This window comes from Mycobacterium sp. TH-M116, assembly GCF_057473685.1.
Map to the genome: position 1 here is coordinate 1 of NZ_JBYCLC010000034.1, position 16,167 is coordinate 16,167.

Below are 16,167 nucleotides of genomic sequence, written 5' to 3' on the forward strand. Positions count from 1 at the left end.
GCGAATTCGGCGCGGACGTTATGGGCCACCAGCGCGTCGCCCCGGTTGCGGGCCGAGCTACGCAGCGGGTCGGTGGCCGCCACGTCGCCGACGGCGAACACACCCCGCTGACCGGCCGCGCGAAGTTCCGGCGTCACGCGCACGAACCCGTGCTCGTCGAGCAGTTCGGGCGGCAGCCAGCCGGTGTTGGGCCGCACCCGCCCGATCGCCCACAGCACCGCGGCGGCGCAAGCCGGAGGTTGCCCGGTGCTCCACCGGACCGGCTCGGCGGTGATCTCGTCGCCGGCGAAGCCGTCGGGAACCTCGGCGCGGTGTCCGGGATGCAGGCCGACGCCGAGTTCGGTCAGCCGGCCCAGGATGCGTCGCCAGGTCCGGGGGTGATACGCGGGTAGGGCCCGCTCGCCGGGAAAGTAGAGGTCGATGCGCTTGCCGGGCCACGTGGTCGCCATGTTGGCGGCGCTGCTGACCGCGGCGACGCCGCCGCCGACGACGATGACCGACCCCGCGGCCGCCAGCCGGGCGTGCGCGCCACGCAGGTCCGCCCCGATCTCGGCGGCCGACTGCAGCGTGGGCCGGCGCCAGAACCCGTTGGCCACCCCGGTGGCGATGACCAGCGCGTCGTACTCGACGGCGATCGGCGTGCCATCGACGCGTCGGCCCATGACCGTGCGGGCCGCCAGGTCCACTCCGGTCAGCGCGGCCTGAAGCGTGCGCACCGATTCCAGGCGACGGAACCGGTCGAACGGGATCCAGTAGTCGCGGGCCCAGTCCGCGGGGCGGGACAGCCGGACACCGAGTTCCTGACCGCTGACCAGGCCGGGTTTGACCGAGATCCCGGTGACGTCGGCGTGGCGGGAAAGGCGGATCGCGGCCAGCACACCGACGTCGCCCAGACCGGCGATCACGACGCGCCGGCGGTTCATGTCGCTGGGCGGTGCGGCGGCATCGGCATGAACCGCGACACCCGGTCGATGACGCGCTGGTAATCCGGCCGGCGTTGCAGGCTGCGCTGTTCCATCATCGGGATGCTTGCGCCCAGGAACATCGCCAGCATCGCCAGCGCACCGGCGAACAGCCACCACGCGTCCGTCGGCGCGGCCGCCACGCCGAACAACGCCAGGGCGACCCAGAAGCCGAACTCGCCGAAGTAGTTCGGATGCCTCGACCACCCCCACAGCCCGCCGTCCATCACATCGCCGGGCCGGCGGCTGCGCACGAACCGGTGCAGCTGCGCATCGGCGACGGACTCGAAGGTCACCGACGCCACACCGACCGCCAACGCGACCGCCGTGAGCCATCCGAGGTCACCGCCTCGACGCGTCACGCAGACGTAGACCGGCAGCATGCCCGCGAAGACCTGCAGGGTCGGGATGAGGTGTATGGCGACCAGATCGACGACGAATTCCCCTCTTCCGGCCCGCTGCCGGAACATCTGGTAGCGCCAGTCCTCATGGTGCAGTCCCGGGAATCCGTAGACCCAGTGGGCGGTCAGGCGCACGGCCCACACCAGGACGAGCGCCGCGACGAGCCAGCACCGCAGGTGATCCGTTCCCGCCCGGCTCCACCAGTAGAACGTCAGCAGCGGCGGGACGACGCTCCAGTAGGCGTCGTAGCAGCTCGAGTTGCGGCACCCGCGGCTGAAGGCGAACACCACCGCCGTGGCCAGGACGTCGGCCACGAGCGTGTCCGACCACAGCCGGCCCGTCGTCGGACCCCAGGCCAGCCAGGCGGCGGCGACCGCGAGCGCAACGACGTAGGCGAGACCGACGACGGCCAGCGACCGCGACTTCGTCGTCGCACTCATCGAAGCGACCAAACAGGCTCGCCGACAGCACAATTCATGCGTGCCCTCCTCGGCGCGACGCCGGGATGCTCGTACCGGCGGCCGCGATCGGCAAACTGTAACACGTTCTAGTGAGCCGTCCGGGGGCGTCGGCCGCTACATGACGACATGGCCGGCGTCGACGGGTATCGACACGCCCGTGACGTAGCGCGCCCGCGGGCCGACCAGCCACAGCACCGCGTCGGTGACGTCCTGCGGTTCGACCAGCGACGTGTCGGGCAGCAGGGTCTGGGACAGCGCGGGGTTGGGATTCTCCGTCATCTGTTTGACGACGAAATCGTTGAGGATCATCGGGGTCGCGACGCCGCCCGGATGTACCGAGTTGACCCGGATCTTGTGGGGTGCATACGCATTGGCCGCCGAGCGCATGAGCCCGACGACACCGTGCTTGGACGCGGCGTAGGCGAACATGGCGGCGCTGCCGTCCCCGCCCCGGCCGGTCAGGCCCTGCGACGAGCTGACCAGGACGACCGACCCGCCGCGGCCCTTGCGGACGATCGAAGGCACCGCGGCCACCAGCGTGTTCCACACGCCCTTGAGGTTGGTGTCGAGGATCGCGTCGAAAACCTGTTCGGCGCGCGTCCGGGCGTCGCCGATCGCCACCACGCCGGCGTTGGCGATGACGATGCCGATCTCGCCGAGTTCGTCGACGCCGGCGCGCACCCCGGCCTCCAGCTGTTCGAGGTCGCGGACGTCGGCGACGACGGGCACCGCCCTGCCGCCCGCAGCCCGGACCAGCCGCACCGTCTCGTCGAGATCGGCTTTGGTGGCCAGCGGGTAGGGGATCGCGTCGATGTCGGCGCACAGGTCGACGGCGATGATGTCGGCGCCCTGCCCGGCCAGCGCCACGGCGTGGCTGCGTCCCTGGCCGCGCCCCGCCCCGGTGACGACGGCGACGGTGTTCGCGAGTTCCCGCTCGGATTCACCCACGGCTAGACCTCCATCGTTGTGCCGGTTGCCTTTTCGGCGAAGGCCACCAGGCGGGCGGCCGTGTCGTAGTCGCACGCCAGCTCCGAGCGGCCGATCAGGACGGGGCCGCCGCGCAGGCCGAACCGGCCGCTGACCCCGACGTAGCTGCCCGGCGGCACCGGCTCGCTGATGCAGTACAGGGTGGGCGCCGCCCCTTGGTCGATGTCGTTGCCCAGCCGGTCGGCCAGCGCCTTGACGCTGCGGTGCGCCAGCGTCATCAGCGGGGAGTCCGACAGGTGCGACAGGTTCGAGGCCACCCAGCCCGGGTGGGTGAGCTGGGTGACGACCGGCGATGCGGCGGCGCGCAGCCGGCGGTCCAGCTCGAGCCCCCACAGCATGACCGCGAGCTTGGACTGCGCGTAGGCGCCCAGCCTGGACCAGCCGTGGCGCAGCTGCAGGTCGTCGAGCCGCAGCGTCGCCGTGCGGTGCGCGTCGGAGCCGACGTTGATGATCTGCGAGCGCACCCGCGGCAACAGCAGGTTGGTCAGGGCGAACGGCCCGAGCAGGTTGGTGGCCAGCGTCGTCTCGAATCCGTCGACGGTCTCGGTGCGGTGGTCGGTCAGGGTGCCGGCGTTGTTGACCAGGATGTCGACATGCCCGTCGAACAGGCCGTCGATCAGGCCGGGGAACGCGCGCACCGACGACAGGTCGGCGAGGTCGAGCTCGACCACCGAGGTCGAGCCGCCGACCGCAGATATTTCCGTCGCGCGTTGCGCACCGAGTTCGGTGTTGCGTACGGCCAGGATCACGTGGGCGCCGGCCTTGGCCAGGGCGCGTGTCGTGCCCAGGCCCACGCCGTTGGTCGCGCCGGTCACGATCACCCGTTTGCCGGTCAAGTCGCCGAGCCGGCCCGGCGTCCATGGTGCTGCCACGGGATCAGAGTAATGGTTGGTTCTATGAAAGTAAGGCCGGCTCTGCCACGATGGTCTGCGACGGTCGCCAGGCAGGAGTGAGTCCGAACGTGAGTGACAGCGGCATTGAGATCGCCAACCTGATTTATCGCTACGCCGAGCTGCTCGACGCCGGCGACCTCGACGCCGTCGCGGGCCTCTTCGCCCACGGCCGCATCTGCGGGGTCGAGAACGGCCCGCCCGAGACGGTGTTCACCGGATCGGCTGCGGTGCGGAAGATGTATGAGATGGCGACCCGCATCTACTCCGACGGCACCCCGAAGACCAAACACAACACCACCAACGTTCAACTGCACATCGACGAAGCCGGGGGCACCGCCCGCAGCACCTCCTACTACTGCGTCACCCAGGCCACCCCCGAACTGCCGCTGCAGGTCATCGTGACCGGGCACTATCACGACACCTTTCATCGCCTCGAGGGTGTGTGGTGGTTCGACACGCGCACGATGTTCGTCGACCAGGTCGGCGACGTCAGCCGGCACCTGAAGTTCTGAGCGCGTGCCTCTTCCGGGCGCGTTCGACGCCGCCGGCATCCTGGCCGACGCGCAGCGCAAAGAGGCCCTGACCGACTGGGGCCCGGGGGATTTCGCACGCCCGCTGGGCGCGCTGCTGGCCGACTACGCCCATGCCGTTTCCCGAGCCGACCTCAACGCCGTCGGGGCCCACATCCTGCGGTCGGGAATCGTGCACAGCCTGCGCATGCGGCTGCGCGCCCAGGAATGGATCCGCCGCCATCCCGAGATCCTCGACGAGCGGGTGGCCGCGCCCGTCGTCGTGGTGGGCATGATGCGCAGCGGCACCACGCTGCTGCAGCGCCTCTTGGCCGCCGACCCGCGTTTTCACTGCGCTTACGGCTGGGAGGTCGTCGAGGTCGCGCCGCGCCTCGACCACCGGTTCTGCGGTGCCGATCCGCGCATCGCGGTGGCCGAAGCCCGGGAGGCCAAGTCGCGCGAACTGGCGCCGGAGCTGTTCGCCATCCACCCGATGTACGCACGCGAGGCCGAGGAGGAGATCGTCTTCCTGGCCGACGCGTTCCTGTCGCACGTGCCCGAATCCGGGGCGCACCTGCCGGTCTACCGGTCGTGGATCGACGGGCAGGATTTCACGCCCGCCTACGACTACCTGTACCGCATGCTGCAGTTCCTGCAGTGGCAGAAGCGGCGGACCGGCGTGACCGGTGAGCGCTGGGTGCTCAAGTCGCCGGCGCATCTGGGCTATCTCGACCTGCTGCGCGCCCGTTTTCCGGACCTGCACATCGTGCACATGCACCGAGACCCACGCGCCACGATCGCGTCGGGGGCCGGCCTGAACGCGACGCTGCACGCGATGCACGCCGATTCGGTTGACCTGCACCGGGTGGGTGCGCAATGGTTGCAGCGGATGGGCTGGACCAACGACCGTGCGATGGCGGTCCGCGACAGCTGGGGTGACCGCGAAACCGGAAAAGCCGCGTGCGTCACCGACATCGCGTTCGACGACGCCGTGGCCGACCCGCTCGGCCAGGTCGCCCGCGTCTACGACGCCGTCGGGCTGCCGCTGACCGCCGAGGCGGAGACCGCGATGCGGCGCTGGCTGGCCGAGCGTCCCCGCGAGGCGCCGCGACCGCCCTACGGCCTGGAAAAGTACGGCCTTTGCCCCGAACAGGTCGACGAACGGTTCACGTTGTACAACAAGAGATTTCGCTATCGGCGAGGAGAGATGCATGCCTGACGACCCCGTCGCGACAGCGTCCCAGCACGAGCAGGAGCTGGCGGCGCTGGAGCTGATCGAGCATCCAGAGGTCAAGGCGGCCTACCGCACCGTGGGACAGAACTGGCTGGGCCGGGCCAAGGCGTCCGACGCCATGCGGGAGCGGTTCGACGACGCCTTCGCCGAGGTGATGTTCTCCGCGGCGATCTGGTCCTCCAACCAGGACACGCTGCGGCCCAAGGTCAGCTGCATCACCCGGCTGGCCCACCCCGTGGACGGCCGCCGCATCCCCGGATCACGCTGGGGCATCGACAATCCCGACAGCGTGTACCGAGTGATCCCGATATCCGGCGAGGAGCGCTACGAGATCCACGGCCGGGTCGGCCAGCACCGCATGACCGAGAACTACTTCACGCTCTGGGACGCCCACATGGGCACCGTCGCCGTGCTCAACGGGCGGACCATGCAGGTGGACTCCGACGGCAGCTTCACCATCACCGTCGACGCACGGCCCGCCGGCGGGCGGCCCAACCACGTGCAGACGTCGCCCGCGGCACACGAGTTCTACATCCGCGACGTGCTGTTGGACTGGGGGCGTGACGACCCCAACCATCTGAGCGTCGAGCGACTCGGCGGCCCGCCGGTGACCCCGGCCCGCACGCTCGACGAGCAGGCCGAGGCGACCGCGGCCATGATGGCGTACTTCGCCGACTTCACCGGCAAGCTCAGCCACGGCGTGTACAAGATGGCGCCCAACCATTTCAACCTCGCGTGGTCGGCCGACAAGGTCGGTGCGATGCGCAACCAGGTGTACGTCATGGGCCGCTTCGATCTCGGCCCCGACGAGGCCTTCGTCGTCGACCTCGCCGACGGCGGCGCCGAATACTTCACGGTGCCGCTGAGCAACATCTGGGGCACCACGCTGGACATCGTGGACCGCACCGGCAGCCTGAACAAGGCGCAGTCGGTAGCCAACGAGGACGGCAGCTACACCTACGTGATCGCACCGGCCGATCCCGGCGTCGCGAACTGGATCGACTCCGACGGGCTGCGCGAGGGCATCCTGACGCTGCGGATGGCCGAATTCGGCGAAGCGGGCCCGCGGGAGACCCTGGGCGCGCGCGGCCGGGTCGTCACGCTGGACCGCCTCGATGCGGAGGTGCCGGCTCTGCCCCGGGTGAGCCCGCAGCAGCGGGCGGCACAGCTCGCCGAGCGGCGCGCGGCGTATCTGCGTCGCCTGCCGGAAGGGACGGCCTAGAGATGGCGCGCTGGCTGATCACCGGGTGTTCCACCGGTTTCGGGCGCGAGATCGCCCGCGCGGCGCTGGCCGAGGGCCACAGCGTGGTGGTGACCGCGCGCCGGGCCGAGTCGGTGGCCGATCTCGTCGACGAGTTCGGCGAGCGGGCACTGGCCGTCGCCTTGGACGTGACCGACCCGGCCCAGATCGCGGCGGCGGTCACCGCGGCCGACGAGGCGTTCGGCGGCATCGACGTCCTGGTCAACAACGCCGGTCACGGCTACCTGTCCGCGGTCGAGGAAGGCGAGGACGTCGAGGTCCGAAAGTTGTTCGACGTCAACTACTTCGGCGCCGTCGACATGATCAAGGCGGTGTTGCCGGCCATGCGTGCCCGCGGCTCGGGCCACATCGTCAACATCTCGTCGATGACCGGCCTGGTGGCCAACCCGCCCAACGCCTACTACTCGTCGACGAAGTTCGCGCTGGAGGCGCTGACCGAGGCGCTGGCCACCGAGGTGCGACCGTTGGGCATCAAGGTGACCGCCATCGAGCCGGGCGCCTTCCGCACCGATTGGGCGACGCGGTCGATGAAGGAGTCGGGCACCCCGATCGCCGACTACGCCGACGTGGCGGCGCGCAAAGACCTGATCAAACAGTTCGCCGACCATCTGCCCGGGGATCCGTGCAAGGTGGCCGAGGCGGTGCTGATGGTGACCGGACTCGACGAACCACCGCTGCGGCTGCTGCTCGGCCGCGACGTCCTCAAGGCGATGCGCGACAAGATCGCCGCGACGACGGCGTCGATCGACGAGTGGGAGTCGGTCACGAAAGATGTGAGCTTCCCGGGCTCGTGACCCGGCGCATCCGCGTTGCCGCGCGCGCCGGGTGATGCACAACCGGGCGCCGCGTCGACAACCGACGCGGCGGCGTTGATGCAGACAGCATGGTCTCCCGGTCAGCGGTCGATCCCGCGCGGGACACTGTCGGTCTCTACTACTGGAGCCCCTCCTACAGCCAGATCTATACAGAGCTGAAGAAGCTCGAGAGCTTGGGTTTGGTCACCTCACGCGTCGACCGCGACGAGGGCACCCACAGCCGCCGGCTCGACAAGATCACGCCGACCGGGATGGCGGCCGTGACGGACCGGACCAACAACGCCCCGGTGGACCCTCCGGTGCTCAAGCACAGTGTGCTGCTGCGGGTGACCTTCACCCGGCCGCGTCGTGAGCTGCGATGTAGCCGTACACCAGTCCCTGCGCGATCGTCGCACCCGCGCCCGGGTACGTCGTTCCGAACGCGTTGGCGGCGGTATTCCCGATCGCGTAGAGACCCGCAATGACGCCGCCGTCCTCGCGCAGCACCCGCGCCCGCTCGTCGGCCTTGAGCCCGCCGCAGGTGCCCAGGTCGCTGAGCACCATTTTCACAGCGTAGAACGGGTCTTTGACCAAGGGGCGAAGGTTCGGGTTCGGCGTCACAGTCGGGTCACCGTAGTACCGGTCATAGGCGCTGCGCCCCCGACTGAAGTCGAGATCTTCACCAGCAGAAGCATTGTCGTTGAAGCGGGTCATCGTCGCGGTGAACTCGGCCACCGGGACGTTGATTTGTGGGCCCAGCTCGGCAAGGCTTTCGGCCCGCACCGCGATGCCAGCGTCGTACCACGCCTGCGGGATCCGCATCCGCGGAAACAACTCAGCGCCAAAGACGTAGCTGTTGCGGTATTGCTGGTCGAAGATGATCCACATCGTTTCGACCGGAGTCCCCGCACGTTCCAGTTCGAGCAGTCGCTGGCCGAAGGACATGTAGTCCGTCGACTCATTGACGAAGCGGTGCCCGTCCTGGTCGACGATCAGGCAGCCGGGTAGTGACCGTTCGGCAAGCATGACCACCGGCGTTTTTCCGGGTAGCGGCGCAATGGCGGGGAACCACCATGCCTGATCCATCAAATCGATGTCGGCGCCGAGTTCTTGAGCCGCGCGGATCCCGTCGCCGGTGTTGCTCTCGGCTCCCAGGCTCAGGTTGGCGCCCAGTGATTCGGACTGAAATTTCCATCGCATATCCATGCTGTGGTCGAAGCCGCCGGTGGCCAGCACCACCCCGCGCCGGGCGGTGATGGTGAGTTCGCGGCCGGCGTGGTCCACGATCGCGCCGCTGACACGGTCGGAATCGCCGGCGAGGCGCAGCAGCGTGGTGTCGGTCCACACCGGGATGCCCGCTCGCAGCACGCCCGCGAGCAGACCGGCCGTCAGCCCCTGGCCGCCTGCCGCGTAGTGGCGGCCCACCAGCAGGCCGGCCACGCCTTGGGCCAATCGCTTGGCGATCGTCGGGATGCCCTTACGTGGCACCCGGGCCATCAGGTTCATCCAGCGGTAGTCGGCACCCGTCGTCGGAATTGGGACGGCGGCCTCCATGACGCCGGGCCGCAGCCGGGCGCGGTATTCGCCGAGGATCGAGGTATTCAGCGGCCGGCATTCGCAGGTACGCCCGGCCGCGCTACCGCCCGGAGCCTCGGGGTGGTAGTCGGAGTAGTCGCGTGCCCAGAAAAGTCGCAGCGGCGTGGTGCGGGCCAGCATCTCGACGGTCGCGGACAGGTGTGTCAGAAAACCCGCGGAACGCTGCGGGGGTGCCGAGCCGGCAACCACGGATTCGAGGTACCGGGCAGCCCGCTCGCCGGTGTCGTTTGCGCCGGCCTCCTGCAGCACCGGGCCGGCGGGCAGCCACAGCGCACCGCCGGAGCGGGCGGTCGAGCCGCCCACACATGACGATTTCTCGATGATCAACACCGACAGGCCCAGCTCATGGGCCGCCAGCGCCGCCGCCATGCCGGTGCCCGAGCCGACAACCAGTAGGTCAACGCAGGTGTCGGTCACCGGTAGGCCGGCGGGAATCGTCGTGCTGTGCGCGGTCACGAATGAAACGGTAGGCCGGGGCGCCGCGGCAAAGGAAGAGCCTTCCTGATGAGTGGAACAACAGGCCACCACAAACGCCGTTAGAGGGGTTGAATGGCCGTTATGACGTCGCAGTCTGAATCCGACCAAATCCGAGTCATCGAAGCGGATGCCGCGCCGGCGCGCTTCGCCCGCGGCTGGCACTGTTTGGGTCTGATCCGGGAGTTCGGTGACGGCAAGCCGCATACCGTCAACGCCTTTGGACACAAGCTCGTGGTTTTCCGCGGCGCCGACGGCAGGGTGAATGTGCTCGACGGCTACTGCCGCCACATGGGCGGTGACCTGTCCCGGGGTGAGGTCAAGGGCAACGAGATCGCATGCCCGTTCCACGATTGGCGCTGGGGAGGTGACGGACGTTGCAAGCACGTGCCGTACAGCAGGCGCACCCCCAGGCTTGCCCGCACCCAGTCGTGGAGCACCCTGCAACAGGACGGAATGTTGTTCGTCTGGAACGACCCCGAACGTAATCCACCCCCGCCGGAGGTGACGATCCCGCGCATCGAGGGTGCCACGAGCGACGAGTGGACGGACTGGCACTGGTACACCACCGTGGTCACCACCAACTGCCGCGAAATCATCGACAACGTCGTGGACATGGCGCACTTCTTCTACATTCACGGCTCATTGCCCACGTACTTCAAGAACATCTTCGAAGGGCACGTGGCGACGCAGTACATGAACAGTGCGGGCCGTCCGGATCTCGGCGGCACCGAGGGTGCGCAGATGCTCGGTACCACCTCGGTGGCCTCGTACTGGGGTCCGTCCTTCATGATCGACGATCTGACCTATCACTACGCGGACGCCGATCACCACACGGTACTCATCAACTGCCACTATCCGATTGATACCAATTCCTTTGTGCTGCAATACGGGATCATCGTCAAGAAGTCGGCCACGCTGCCCGACGACCTCGCGATGCAGACCGCCGTCGGCCTCGGCGACTTCGTCAAGCTGGGCTTCGAACAGGACGTGCAGATCTGGCGGAACAAGGCGCGCATCGACAATCCGCTGTTGGTCGAGGAGGACGGGCCGGTCTACCAGCTGCGTCGCTGGTACCAGCAGTTCTACGTCGACGTCGCCGACGTAGAACCGGATATGGTGGACCGCTTCGAGTTCGAGTTGGACACCACCCGGCCCTACGAGGCGTGGATGAAAGAGGTCGAGGCGAATATGGCCGCCCAGCCGGCCACCACCGGCTCGGTGTGACGAGGTTGGCTGCGTCCGACAGGATCGACGATCGGCTCGACGACATGCTCCAGGCCGAATAGTGGCCGCGTGGTCTGACGACATGACGATGAGCATTGTGTCCTTCAGGCGTGCGTGTCCCTCAGGCGTGCGCGGACGCATGCTCGAGCCTTGCCGCTCCGTATCAGTCGCTGATCAGACTCCACAGTCCGCCGGCGCCGGCGTACAGTGCGGCGTCGGTCACCCGGTCGTCCCAGTACCGTATCGAGCCGAACTCCGAGCGCCACGCGAGCGCGGCTCTGGTGAACTCGTGCAACCGGTGCTCACGGGTGGTGCCGATGGCCCCGTGTACCTGGTGGGCGTTGCGCACCACCACGGAGGTCGCGTGGCCGGCACACGAGCGTGCGACGGCGACCAGGAAACCGAGATCTGGTCCCGACCATTGACTGGCCATCCCGGCGGTCAGCGCTGCCTCGGTCGTAGCCCGGGCGAGCGCCGCCTCGGTGGCGATGTCGGACACCAGGTGTTGCACGGCCTGGAATTTCGCCAGTGGGCGGCCGAACTGGACACGTGAGGTCGCATGCTCGACGCACAGCTGCAGAATCCGGTCCAAGGCGGCGCACACCTGAATCGCCCGCACCAGCCCCGACTTCAGCCCTAGCTCGGTGATGAGGGTAACGGGAATCGGCATCCCTTCCAGGCGGGCCAGATCGGCGGCCACCGTGTCTCGTGGTTCGCCGATCAGGTTGGCACCCGGGGTGATGGTGAGCATCTCGCGTGCGACGTCGGCGACGCGGTATTGGCCGTCGGCTCGCCACGCGACCACCACCCGGTCGGCCGCCGCGGCCCACGGCACCTCTGTCGCGGCGCCCTGTCTGTCGAGCACGCACACGGTCCGAACCGCATCGTCTGCGGGCACTCCGGTTGCGTCCAGTAGCCAGCATGCCAATAAATCATGCTCGGCCAACGGGATTCGAACTCCGTGGCTGACCGCGGCGGCCAGCAATGCGGCGGCTTCGTGCCATCCGGCCCCGCTACCGCCGTGCTGCTCGTCGCCGGTCAGCCGGACCAGGCCGAGCTCGTCGAGGTGCCGCCACAAGTCCGGATCCCGCTGGACCTTCGTGATGGGCGGATGCTGTTCACGGTGACCGGCGAAAACCGCATCCATCATGTCGATGAGTGCGCCGTCAACTGCGGGCCGGGGGCTCATCGCATGCCCAATCCGCGCGCGATCACGCCATGCAGCACCTCGTTGGTGCCGCCGCGCAGCGTAAAGCCGGGCCGCTGATCGACGGCCGCACGTACCAGGCCGGAGAACACCGAATCGGGGGAGTCCTGCAGGTCCGCGTAGTCCGCGATGTCGCCCTCGGTGGTGGTGCCCAGCACCTTGACCACCGCGGCGGGTAGGTCCGCGGGCTCGTGTCGTTCCAGCGCGCCGGCCACCGTGGTGGACATCTGGTGCAGGCCCGCGATGCGTGCCACCAGCCGCCCCAGATTCGGATCGCGCGGAACGGCGTTTGCGGCCATGCGATCGGCGCAGGCCGCCAACAGCGAGAAGGTGGACAAGAAGCGCTCGGGCCCGCTGCGTTCGAAAGCGAGCTCGGAGGTCACCTGGTGCCAGCCGTTGCCGATCTCACCGAACACCATGGCGTCGGGGACGAACGCCGCATCCAGGATCACCTCGTTGAAGTGGTGTGCTCCGTTCATCGACACGATCGGGCGGATCTCGACGCCGGGCCCGCGCAGGTTCACGATGAACTGGCTCAGCCCGGCGTGGCGATGAGCCGGGTCCATCGCCGCGGTGCGCGCCAAGACGATGAACGCGTGCGCCAGGTGAGCGCCCGACGTCCAGACTTTGGTGCCCGTCAGCGACCAGCCGCCGTCGACGGGCTCGGCCCTGGTGCGCACGCTGGCCAGATCCGAGCCCGAGTCGGGTTCGCTCATGCCGATGGCGAAGAAGCACTCGCCGCGAACGATCCGCGGAAGGAACTCCGACTTCTGGTGCTCGGTGCCGTATTTGAGCAGTGACGGCACGATCTGGCGATCGGCGATCCAGTGCGCGGCGACGGGCGCACCGGCGGCCAGCAATTCCTCGGTCACGACGAAGCGTTCCAGGAACGAGCGCCCGTGCCCGCCGTATTCGGACGGCACCGTCATCCCCAGCCAACCGCGCGCGGCCAGAGTGGCGGTGAATTTCTCATCCCACCCGGTCAGCCAGGCATCGACCGAGGGGGTGAACGCTCCGGCGGCCAGTTGGTCGGCGAGGAACTCGCGCACCTCGGTACGCAGGCCGTCGGTCGCTGCGGCGTCGACGCCGCCGGGCGGCACCAGGCGGGGGAGCGCCATCAGCGCGTCTTCCACGTGGCGATGCGCTGCTCGTGCTCGGCGGAGCGGTGGGCCAACGGCTGCATGGCCGCGGCCATCCCCAGAGTCGACTCCAGGGTTCCGCTGCGCGACTCCTGCAACAAGCGCTTGGCCATCCGCAACGCGTGTGGGGGGTTCTTGCTGATGCGCTCGGCGAGCGCGCGCGCCTGGGGGAGCAGATCGTCATGGGCCACCACGCGGCTGACCATGCCCCAATCCAGCGCGGTCGCCGCGTCGACGCGGTCGCCGGTGAACGTCATCTCGGCGGCGCGCGCATAGCCCACGGCCCGCGGCAGGAACCAGGTGCCACCGTCACCGGGGATGAGGCCGAGCTGGACGAAGCTCTCGGCGAACGACGCTCGCTCGGAAGCGATTCGGATGTCGCACATCATCGCCAAATCGCAGCCGGCGCCGACTGCCGCGCCATTGACCGCGGCGATCAGGGGCACTTCCAGCCGGGAAAGGGCCCGCGGGATCCGCTGGACTCCGTCGCTGTAGGCGTGGCGTTGCTCCAGGGCGTCCAGACCGAAGATTCCGTCACGATCGGCCATCTCCTTGACGTTGCCGCCCGCCGAGAAGATCTTCCCCTCCCCGGTGAGGATCACGGCGCGGATCGCCGTGTCGGCGTTGGCGGCGTCGACCGCAGCCTCGAATTCGGCGATGAACTCCGTGCCGGTGATCGCGTTGCCGACGTGCGGCAGGCTGATCGTCCATACCTGCGTCGGGCCCTCGTTGCAGACATTCAGCGAACTTCTCATGCGGGTAACTGTAGGGACTTGGCATGCGGATGCTCCTGGACGCCGGCGCGGCCGAGCTCGCGCACACGCGATGGCGCGCCCGATTCCGGCGCTGAACGAGCGCTTTTACGTCGGCGGGTCGGAGCGGCGCCACCGAGGAATTTGTGAGCGAAACGCCGCCTAGCGTGCAGGAATTTCGCCTTTGTGCCGCGGGCAATATGTGTCGATGCTGGCGCCGACGAAGTACCCGGAATGATATTCGGGCATACCGCTGCTCTCCAGGCTCGGCCACCAGATTGCCTGCCGAGCCGATTCATGTCGTTTTCCGCAGCGACCAGTCCGGCACTACGGACAACTTCCAGAAATATCTCGATACCGCCGGCGGCGACGCGTGGGGTAAGGGCGCCGGAAAGACTTTCAACGGCGGCGTCGGCGAGGGCGCCATGGGCAACGACGGCACCGCCGCGGCCGTCAAGCGCACGGAGGGTGCCGTCACCTACAACGAGTGGTCGTTCGCGCAGGCGCAGCAGCTGAACATGGCCAAGATCATCACGTCGGCCGGTCCGGATCCCGTCGCGATCAGCGCCGACTCGGTGGCGAAGACGATTGCCTCGGCAGGGTTCATCAATAAGGGCAATGACCTCGTTCTCGACACGATCTCGTTCTATCGGCAGACCCGCCCCGGTTCCTATCCGATCGTGCTGGCGACCTACGAAATTGTCTGCTCCACATATCCCGACTCCCAAGTCGGTAGGGCCGTGAAGGCTTTTCTCCAGAGCGCCATCAGCACAGGCCAGGACGGGTTGGCGGAGCACGGGTATGTCCCTATTCCGGATGCGTTCAAGACGAGGTTGTCGACTGCGGTCAACGCGGTTGCGTGATGGGACCGTGTCGTGTCCTCGCCTCGGCGTCTGTCGGCTCCTGCACGGGAGGGAACCCGCCGTCCAATTGTCCGAAGGATCTCGGCGATCCGCGGGTCGAGGCTCACGTGTACTGGACAGTCGGTCGCGGCGCGGCGTCGTTTTGCTGCGGCCGCTGGGGGAGCAACGGGCAGCGCGGCCACGCAGCCGAACCCGAGAAGCGCCTCTTCGCGATCGAAAGCCACACCGCGGGCGCGAACCTTGGCCAGCTCCGCCGTGGCTGGGGCTATTTCAGGCGCGGGCCGCCGAGCGGCCCGCGCGGCGGCCGTAGAAGCTGCCGTCGCCCAGCGAGATGCCGCTGGCATACCCCCAGGCGGCCAGCCCGGCCGTCGAGCGGCCCGCCGCGAACAGCCCCGGGATCGGGTCGCCGCTGACATGCAGCACCTCGGCATCGAGCGTGGTGCACATTCCGCCCAGCGTGAACCCGCCGGTGTTCTCCCGCAGGTCGATCGCCCCGACGGGGGAGCCGATCGGCCGCAGCCACTCGGGCTTCTTGTGCAGCAGTGGGTCCTCGCCGCGCGCGGCGCCGTCGTTGTAGGCGGCCACGGTGGCCTGCAACGAGCCCGGCGCCAGTCCCATGTCGCGTTCCAGGTCGGCGACGCTGTCGGCCACCCAGGTCGCCTCCCGCAGCATGAATTTCGGCGACCACGAGTTCATCGCCTCGTCCTGGGCCGCGCCGTCGATGATCAGGTAGGCGGTGTTGTCCTGCTGGTACAGCGTGAGCTGTCCGATCCTGCCGGGGTAGGTGTCCTCGGCGACGTAGCGCTGGCCGCGGCCGTTGACCAGGATGCCGCGCACCAGTTGCTGGGGGTCGATGAAGATCGCGACCTCCGTGGCATCCATGTGGGCCAGGTCGGCGCCGAGCGCCTGCGCCATCCGGATGCCCTGTCCGTCGTGCTGCTCGATGGAGGCGGCCGGGCGCCCGGCGATGCGCGGGGCGTACTGCGCGACCATCGCGTCGTTGTAGGCGAAGCTGCCCATAGCCAGCACGACCCCGCGGCGCGCCCGGACGTTGATCTCGGCGCCGTAGCGCCGCGCGCGGATCCCGGCTACCCTGCCGTCGGACTCGACGATCAGGCACCGCACCCGCACGTCGTAGAGTGCCCGTGCGCCTGCCGCGGTGGCCGACTCGACGAGCGGCTTCATCAGCATGTAGCCCGCGCTGGCCTCGCCCTGCTTCTTGTTCGACATCTGCGGCACATGCCCGCGCGGGGCGGGGGAGGCGATCGTGTTGAACGGGTAGGAGTTCTCGCCACCGCTGTACATCAGGCCCTGATCGCCCATCGGTTCCCAGCCGGGTTCGGAGAAGAACTCCGCCTTGAACGGCACACCGCAGTCGACGAGCCAGTCGAAGTGGGCGACGCTGC

14 protein-coding genes and 2 pseudogenes are annotated in these 16,167 nt (G+C 68.6%); 7 read left to right on the plus strand and 9 right to left on the minus strand.

Annotated elements, in window-relative coordinates; all coding sequences use genetic code 11:
- From AC2VOK_RS01515 to AC2VOK_RS01530, 4 genes are all read right to left on the minus strand, one after another.
- Nucleotides 1-923 (minus strand): FAD-dependent oxidoreductase (locus AC2VOK_RS01515; protein ID WP_428898904.1); only part of this gene is annotated, 923 nt, incomplete at its 3' end.
- Nucleotides 920-1,804, minus strand: coding sequence for a DUF1295 domain-containing protein (locus AC2VOK_RS01520; RefSeq protein ID WP_428898905.1), 885 nt, complete (start codon nt 1,802-1,804; stop codon nt 920-922). The genes AC2VOK_RS01520 and AC2VOK_RS01515, both read right to left, overlap by 4 nt.
- Nucleotides 1,805-1,939: 135 nt before the next feature.
- Entirely contained in the window at nt 1,940-2,773 is an 834-nt protein-coding gene (locus tag AC2VOK_RS01525; protein WP_428898906.1) for a mycofactocin-coupled SDR family oxidoreductase, read from the minus strand.
- 2 nt (nt 2,774-2,775) lie between these two features.
- A complete protein-coding gene (locus tag AC2VOK_RS01530) occupies nt 2,776-3,684 on the minus strand; it encodes an SDR family NAD(P)-dependent oxidoreductase (protein ID WP_428898907.1) in 909 nt (302 codons plus the stop codon).
- Nucleotides 3,685-3,773: 89 nt separating this feature from the next.
- Here AC2VOK_RS01530 and AC2VOK_RS01535 point away from each other — a divergent pair, with 89 nt between their 5' ends.
- The 5 genes and pseudogenes from AC2VOK_RS01535 to AC2VOK_RS01555 form a co-directional block, all read left to right on the plus strand.
- Nucleotides 3,774-4,217 carry a nuclear transport factor 2 family protein gene (locus AC2VOK_RS01535; protein WP_428898908.1) on the plus strand — a complete coding sequence of 148 codons (444 nt, stop codon included), beginning with the start codon at nt 3,774-3,776 and terminating at the stop codon, nt 4,215-4,217.
- A gap of 4 nt (nt 4,218-4,221) precedes the next feature.
- Entirely contained in the window at nt 4,222-5,433 is a 1,212-nt protein-coding gene (locus AC2VOK_RS01540; protein ID WP_428898909.1) for a sulfotransferase family protein, read from the plus strand.
- Entirely contained in the window at nt 5,426-6,670 is a 1,245-nt protein-coding gene (locus AC2VOK_RS01545) for a hypothetical protein (protein WP_428898910.1), read from the plus strand. Before AC2VOK_RS01540 ends, AC2VOK_RS01545 begins: the two co-directional genes overlap by 8 nt.
- 2 nt (nt 6,671-6,672) lie before the next feature.
- Nucleotides 6,673-7,503, plus strand: coding sequence for an oxidoreductase (locus AC2VOK_RS01550; RefSeq protein ID WP_428898911.1), 831 nt, complete (start codon nt 6,673-6,675; stop codon nt 7,501-7,503).
- 89 nt (nt 7,504-7,592) lie between these two features.
- Nucleotides 7,593-7,859: pseudogene (locus AC2VOK_RS01555) on the plus strand (PadR family transcriptional regulator); the annotation flags it as partial.
- Here the strand turns inward: AC2VOK_RS01555 and AC2VOK_RS01560 are convergent.
- Complete coding sequence (locus AC2VOK_RS01560) at nt 7,858-9,555, minus strand: 3-ketosteroid-delta-1-dehydrogenase (RefSeq protein ID WP_428898912.1); 1,698 nt, start codon at nt 9,553-9,555, stop codon at nt 7,858-7,860. The pseudogene AC2VOK_RS01555 and the gene AC2VOK_RS01560 overlap by 2 nt on opposite strands.
- 102 nt (nt 9,556-9,657) lie before the next feature.
- Here AC2VOK_RS01560 and AC2VOK_RS01565 point away from each other — a divergent pair, with 102 nt between their 5' ends.
- Nucleotides 9,658-10,800, plus strand: coding sequence for a 3-ketosteroid-9-alpha-monooxygenase, oxygenase component (locus tag AC2VOK_RS01565; protein ID WP_428898913.1), 1,143 nt, complete (start codon nt 9,658-9,660; stop codon nt 10,798-10,800).
- A gap of 163 nt (nt 10,801-10,963) precedes the next feature.
- Here the strand turns inward: AC2VOK_RS01565 and AC2VOK_RS01570 are convergent, their stop codons facing one another.
- The 3 genes from AC2VOK_RS01570 to AC2VOK_RS01580 are packed head-to-tail and all read right to left on the minus strand — an operon-like array spanning nt 10,964 to nt 13,901.
- Entirely contained in the window at nt 10,964-11,989 is a 1,026-nt protein-coding gene (locus AC2VOK_RS01570; RefSeq protein WP_428898914.1) for an acyl-CoA dehydrogenase family protein, read from the minus strand.
- The gene (locus AC2VOK_RS01575; RefSeq protein ID WP_428898915.1) at nt 11,986-13,125 is read right to left on the minus strand and encodes an acyl-CoA dehydrogenase family protein; all 1,140 of its coding nucleotides are present in this window, start codon (nt 13,123-13,125) and stop codon (nt 11,986-11,988) included. The genes AC2VOK_RS01570 and AC2VOK_RS01575 overlap by 4 nt, the downstream gene beginning before the upstream one ends.
- Nucleotides 13,125-13,901: a crotonase/enoyl-CoA hydratase family protein gene (locus AC2VOK_RS01580; protein WP_428898916.1), complete on the minus strand. Its 777-nt coding sequence runs from the start codon at nt 13,899-13,901 to the stop codon at nt 13,125-13,127. Before AC2VOK_RS01580 ends, AC2VOK_RS01575 begins: the two co-directional genes overlap by 1 nt.
- A gap of 275 nt (nt 13,902-14,176) precedes the next feature.
- Here AC2VOK_RS01580 and AC2VOK_RS01585 point away from each other — a divergent pair.
- Nucleotides 14,177-14,761, plus strand: a pseudogene (locus AC2VOK_RS01585) (substrate-binding domain-containing protein); the annotation flags it as partial.
- Nucleotides 14,762-15,031: 270 nt separating this feature from the next.
- Here AC2VOK_RS01585 and AC2VOK_RS01590 read toward each other — a convergent pair.
- Nucleotides 15,032-16,167, minus strand: a 1,136-nt coding sequence (locus AC2VOK_RS01590; protein WP_428898917.1) for an FAD-dependent oxidoreductase, incomplete at its 5' end; no start/stop codon positions are given.